The organism is Legionella gresilensis, from assembly GCF_900639865.1.
Lineage (GTDB): Bacteria > Pseudomonadota > Gammaproteobacteria > Legionellales > Legionellaceae > Legionella_C > Legionella_C gresilensis.
In genome coordinates this window covers 373,995-380,305 of the sequence record NZ_CAAAHX010000004.1, presented here as the reverse complement: position 1 = coordinate 380,305, position 6,311 = coordinate 373,995, and the positions used below count along the sequence as shown (strand labels likewise).

The window sequence follows — 6,311 nt, the reverse complement described above, 5'->3', positions numbered from 1 at the left end:
AAGGCGTGATGCGTATTCTACTCATCCTAACTCCCTTGTCAAATACTTTTTTCCTTTTTTTCTCAATTATTTCCACTTTATTTACCCAAGCAGAAAACTATTTAACAACATGAATTTTGCTTAGGCTTTTTGGACGATTTTTATTATAACATAGTTTTTAAAGTTTGCGCTATTTTTGTACAAAAATAAATGAAATATTTTGTGTTACTAAATTGATAGAGGTAACTTATTAACTGTATATAATTAATATTGCTCGTTTTTTCTTATATTTGCACTTTTCCTGCGCTTACGATAAGCTCCGTGGTTATTTATTAGCAACGATGGAGATTTATTATGCGAAATCTTTCTATTTTATTTCTTGCTTTAGGAATACAGGCAAGCTGGGCTAATCCCCCTCATATTCATGCTCATCCAGATTCTCCCTCCTTAGAGCAGGCAGTTAGGATTGGTACTGATACAGACGGTAAAGCTCTTTATTTATGTATTGCAAATCTTTTTAACAGCGTTCAACCAGGTAAAACTTGGGTTGGCTATGGGCGGTGCAATATTGCTTATGGTGGTAAGGAATATATTGTTAATGATTTTAAAGTCCCACCACGAAATCTCTTTAACAATACTTCCTGGCAAAAAAATACAAGAAGTCCTGTCAGGATAGGACGAGACACAAATGGTAAACCCTTGTTTTTATGTCAAGCTCTTTATCGAGGTAGTAGGCAACCAGGTAAAACTTGGCCAGGCTATAATCGCTGCAATATTTCATATGCCGGTCAAGAAGTTGTTCTAAATATTTTTCAAATATTAGGAAACGGTAGGGTGAATCAACATGCGCATGGTCATAATCCTAATAACCATACTCATGGCCATACATCAAGCCAAGTGATCGTTACTGAATATTAATTAGAACGTTTATACTGGTAAAACGTCATATCATATAAATTTTTCTCATCATGCGGTCGGTATTGTGTTTGAATACAATGCCAGGCCGCTAAATCGAATTTAGGAAAAAAAACATCTGCGTTAAACTGATGATGGATCATCGTTAAATAAATTTGATTAGCAAGAGGTAAAAATTGTTCAAAAATGGCTGCTCCGCCAATAATCATTACCTCTGGCGCATGACCTGCTAGATCAATTGCTTGCTGTAATGAGCAGGCAATATCTACCCCTTCAATTTGCAAAGCCTGTGTAGTCAATACGATGTTTTGGCGCCCAGGTAAAGGTTTTCCAATTGATTGATAAGTCTTTTTACCCATTATAATAGGTTTACCCATCGTCAAATGTTTGAAATGTTTTAAATCAGCCGGCAAATGACAAAGTAATTGATTATCTTTTCCTAAGCCGTAATTTTCATCAACTGCTGCAACTAAACTAAAATTAGCCATGCTTTTTAGCCCTTTGTTCTGACATAAATAACGCTGTTTTAACAGCAGCAATTAAGCTCGCAGCGTTGGCTTGCCCAGTGCCAGCCAATTCAAGCGCTGTGCCATGATCAACAGAAGTACGAATAATAGGTAAACCTAAAGTAACATTTACTGCTTGGCCAAAGCCAGCATATTTTAATACAGGTAATCCTTGATCATGATACATGGCAACAAAAGCATCTACCTCAACATTTGTATTATGTGGAACAAACATCGTATCAGCAGGAAAAGGACCATGTATATCCATGCCTTGCTCTTTCATTTTCTTTAAAGCTGGGGTAATGATATCCAATTCCTCATGTCCTAAATATCCTCCCTCACCTGCATGCGGATTTAACCCTGCGACCCAGATACATGGTTTTTTGATTCCAAAGTCATTTTTTAAGGATTCATGTAATCGTTGCAGTACATTACAAAGCAGATGTTTGGTTATCGCATTAGGAACTTCCTTAAGTGGTAAATGTGTCGTTACCAGCGCAACTTTCATTGTAGGGCAGGCTAACATCATAACAACTGTATCTATATTGCAATAATTAGCAAAGAATTCTGTATGTCCTGTAAATGGAATGCCAGCATCATTAATAACAGCTTTATGCACAGGCGCTGTAACAAGAGCAGAAAATTTGTTTTCTAAACAATCTTTTGCGCCTCTAGTTAACATACGAATAACATAGTCAGCATTCGCAGGATTTAATTTTCCCGCTTCAACTGGTTGATTACTTGGTATTGAAAGGACAACTAAACTATTAGGGCTGGTACTAAAATTATTAGTCTCAACATAATCAATAAAATTGACCGATAATTGCAGTTTTTCAGCTCGCTCTTGCAAAAATTTTTTATCAGCTAAGACAACAATGGGCAAATTAAGCTTAGCAAGAGCAAGACAAATATCTGGTCCAATACCTGCTGGTTCACCACTGCTTATCAACAGTGGTTTTATCACGCTAATTCCTTATCAAGAACTTTAACGTAAGCATTTGTTCTTAAATGTTGTTGCCAATTTTGCACAGCTTCGCTAAATTTTCGTTGCTGTAAAAACTGCATAACTTGCTGACGTTGGAAAGTAGCTGAGTCATCAACACGTTTACGTTCAAGAACTTCAATAATATGCCAGCCAAACATTGATTTAACGGGCTTACTAATTTTATGCAATGGTAAAGAATTCATAGCCTTTTCAAATTGTGGTACTAGCTCTCCTGCATTAACCCATCCTAAGTCACCACCTTTTGTAGCACTAACCATATCAAGTGAATATTGTTTAGCCATTTCTGCAAAATTCTTTCCTGATTTTAATTGTTGGTAAATATTATTAGCTTGACGTTTTGCTTCTTCTGCGGTCATTCTGTTATCTGGCTTTATTAAAATATGACGAACATGAGTTTTTATAACTTCATGTTTTTCATCTTTACCTCCAACAGCGATTAATTTAATGATTTGATACCCATTGCCTGCTCGTAAGGGACCTACAATTTGGCCAGCTTTCATTTTTATGACTTCTTTAGCAAAGAGCTCAGGTAATTGTGCTAAATATCTATCACCTAAATCGTTACTTTCTAAAATAAACCCATTATTTGATTCTTCTGTAGCAATGTGATTAAAATCGGCACCTTTTTGTAGTTTTGCTAATACTTCATTAGCTTTCTCTTGCGCTTTTTTAAGCTCAGCGGAAGTGGGTTCTTCTGGTAAAGGGATAACAATATTTTGTAAGTGATAAGTAAATTTGGTTTTATCCTGATAAGCGCCTGATTTTAAGTAGTTCTCAACTTGCTCAGGCGTTACTTTAACATCTTTACCAACAGCCTTTTGCTGTAGGCGCGCCATAATAATCTCTTTGCGTAGATTTTCACGATAACGTTGCCAAGTCAGGCCTTGTTGCTGTACTGCTTCTCTTAATTGAGATAAAGACAAGTTATTTTGTTCGGCAATTTTAGCAATTGCGTCATTTAATTCAGCATTATCAACAGTAATATTATGTTGTTTTGCTAACTGTAATTGCAAATCAATATTAATTAGATGCTGGAGAACTTGTTTTTTTAAAACATTCTCAGAAGGAAGCTCTACCTTCTTAGCAAGTATTTGTTGACGTAACGTCTCTACTTGAGTATTTAACTCACTCGCGGTAATAACACTATCATTTACTATCGCAACAACACGATCTAAAGGTTCAGCAAACGTAAATGCAGGTAACAACAGTAGCAAAAATGCAATACGCTTTAGCATGCGATATTCCTCATTTTGTTTTAGAGCGGCAATTTAGGCGATTTATACCCAAAATACAAGCAAATTGACTTTAAGGGTATAAATTCCTAGCAACTTTATACCTTAAATAGCTAGCGATGAAAACTATCTACATAACTTGGCAAAAATGTACGAATAATATTACTTGGTCCACTATTCCCCAATGAGCCAAGCCCTTTTAGTAATACTTGGAAATAAATATTATTGTTATAACGTGGTGAAGATCGTTGATTTAAATCTTTAAATGTTCTTCCCCCCATTACTCTTACTGCCCAACAACAGCTATCATATTGTACGCCCAAAAAGGACATCATTTCATAGCCTTTACTAATATTAAAATTATAAGCCCCCAAGGAACTCCATCTTTCATTAAAGGGCCAAGCATAAGCGAAAGTAACTTGATGTAAAGGATTTACATCAGAAATATTATTAATATAAGTAATATCGCCATTAACTAAGTAGGTATAACCTAAACTTACTAGTTCATTAGGTCCAGGTTGATAAGAAAGATCAAGATGACCATTATTAGTAGAATGAGTATTAACATCCCATACATAATCACCAACAAAAGTGACAGCTGGATTAAAATTATATAAAAAACGCGAAGCAATAGGTGATTTATGAGGAAATGGCGAGACATATCCTAAAGCTAGCGGATCATCATAGCAATTTTCTAATAAGCTACGACATAATTGGACCCTTCGTTCTGAAAGATAGTAACTTTGTCCTATTGAAAATTGTGCTTTTTCTGTGCCAGTCACATCAGATATCCAACGTGTCGTTACTGCATAAGAGAATTGATTCGCGTCACCAATTCGATCAAAACCCGAAAAACGGTTAACACGAAATAATTGGTCAAAATTAAATATGGGATAAGCTGAGTCATAGACAGGAATTCTTCTTTGATTATGATAAGGCACATATAAATAAAAAAGCCGAGGCTCTAGTGTTTGATTAAACCCTTCACCCATAATTTGAGTAGGCCTATCAAAGAATAAACCGCTATCAAGGCTGTAACGTGGAATCGTATTACTGTAATGTGAATTAGGCAATGGGTCATTATGTCTAACATCATAAGCATTCTGTACTACTTCGAAACTAGGGGTAAAATATCCCCAAGGCTGCGTTTGAGGTAGGGATAAAACTGGATTTAAATAGTAACGTGGCCCTTCCGGTGGATTTGTTAAGTTATTAGGCCAACGAAAATTATCATATTGGCCCAGTAGAAAAAAATTCCCATTGAACGGTAAATCGTCATAAAACCCATTTGCTGAAAGCTGAGGTAAGCGCTGATAAATATCGCTTACGGGTGTTAAATTAACTGGCTGTAAGGTTTGATAAGATTGTACAAAGCCACGAAAAAGCCAATTACCAAGCTTATAAGCCAACTCTGCCTCGCGCACGAGCTGCCTTTCTGTAAGTAAAGCCAAGTTACTACTAAAATCTTGTAGATAATAATCGTCTGAAACTTGTTGCGCGTTAACACGTAATTTCAAATTTGGAGTAAAATAGGTCAAATCTTGAAATTGTAACGACCACCTATCTGTTGATGAACCACGCAGTTGAGGAAATCTATCTTCATTATTACGAATAAAGTCAACATAGGCTCGATCGTGTGGTAAGAAACTTGCATAAATATTTCCTGACGAGTTTGTTGTTAAATAACGAAATTGTTCCCCAAGCATAACACCGCGTTTTGTATATAAATGAGGGTAAAAAGTTGCATCATAATTAGGAGCAATATTCCAATAATAAGGAATAGAGAAATCAAACCCTCCTACATTTGAGCTGCCAAAAGTAGGCCATAAAAAGCCTGATTTTCTTTCCTTAGACGTTGGAAAACTTATATATGGCGTATAAAGAACAGGAAGATCGCCAATTAATAACCGTGCATCACGTGCTATCCCGACGGAATTAGCATCGTCTAAATTAATTTTTCGCGCTTCTAAATGCCAAGCATTATCTTGTGGTGCACAAGTACTATAAGTAGCTTTCGCTAAAAAATAATCTTTATTTGGAAAGCGCTCAATTAAGCCAGCTCGCCCCCAAGCAGGCAATGCCGAACCACGACGAACTGAATTAAAACGATATAATACATCTTCTGCCGTCCCTGCTTTTGTTTGCGGATTTATTGTGACTTTCCTAGCGATCATTAAGCGACCTGGCTCTTGATATCTAACCGGGCCAAGTAATTCAATATTTGTTACTTGATTCGTTTTAGTATCTCGATAAATATAAGCTGTTTGGGCATTAAGTATTCTAGTCGTTTGCCGTACTTCAATATTACCCTTTAGTTCAGAACGACCGGCATTATAAAGTGACATTTTATTAGCGAATATTTGAATTTCGTCTTCTCTATCTAAAGGCTGCACATCAAGTGGCAGATAGCTACCTTGACATCTAGAATAAGAAGGACCTTCCTGCCATCCTAAACATTGGGCAAAATTAGCCCGAATAGCACTACTTAAGTAAGTATCGCGTGGTAATATACAAGCTTCTATCGGCTCTATTAATATCTCTGCAGCACTTGCATTTCTAAAATAGAAACTCGCTAAACTTAAAATACCTATAAATGTAACCGTAAAAAGAATACAATTTAGCCTCTTTCTGTTTGTTTTTAAAAGGGTAAACTTAAGAGCAATAGTCATATTA

5 protein-coding genes are annotated in these 6,311 nt (G+C 36.1%); 1 reads left to right on the top strand and 4 read right to left on the bottom strand.

Translation table 11 applies throughout. The features are described 5' to 3' along the window. Positions 1-333 precede the first annotated feature (333 nt). Positions 334-897: a DUF3421 domain-containing protein gene (locus E1P04_RS07020; protein WP_131782203.1), complete on the top strand. Its 564-nt coding sequence runs from the start codon at positions 334-336 to the stop codon at positions 895-897. On the opposite strand, the gene E1P04_RS07015 is transcribed toward E1P04_RS07020, so the two are convergent. The 4 genes from E1P04_RS07015 to E1P04_RS07000 form a co-directional block, all read right to left on the bottom strand. After that, complete coding sequence (locus E1P04_RS07015) at positions 894-1,382, bottom strand: dihydrofolate reductase (protein WP_131782202.1); 489 nt, start codon at positions 1,380-1,382, stop codon at positions 894-896. The genes E1P04_RS07020 and E1P04_RS07015 overlap by 4 nt on opposite strands. Further along, positions 1,375-2,361 (bottom strand): 4-hydroxythreonine-4-phosphate dehydrogenase PdxA, encoded by a 987-nt coding sequence (pdxA, locus tag E1P04_RS07010; protein WP_131782219.1) that lies wholly within the window; start codon positions 2,359-2,361, stop codon positions 1,375-1,377. Before pdxA ends, E1P04_RS07015 begins: the two co-directional genes overlap by 8 nt. Next, positions 2,361-3,641, bottom strand: a complete 1,281-nt coding sequence (locus E1P04_RS07005; protein ID WP_131782201.1) for a peptidylprolyl isomerase — start codon at positions 3,639-3,641, stop codon at positions 2,361-2,363. The genes pdxA and E1P04_RS07005 overlap by 1 nt, the downstream gene beginning before the upstream one ends. A 110-nt stretch (positions 3,642-3,751) precedes the next feature. Further along, complete coding sequence (locus E1P04_RS07000; RefSeq protein ID WP_131782200.1) at positions 3,752-6,307, bottom strand: LPS-assembly protein LptD; 2,556 nt, start codon at positions 6,305-6,307, stop codon at positions 3,752-3,754. Positions 6,308-6,311 lie beyond the last annotated feature (4 nt).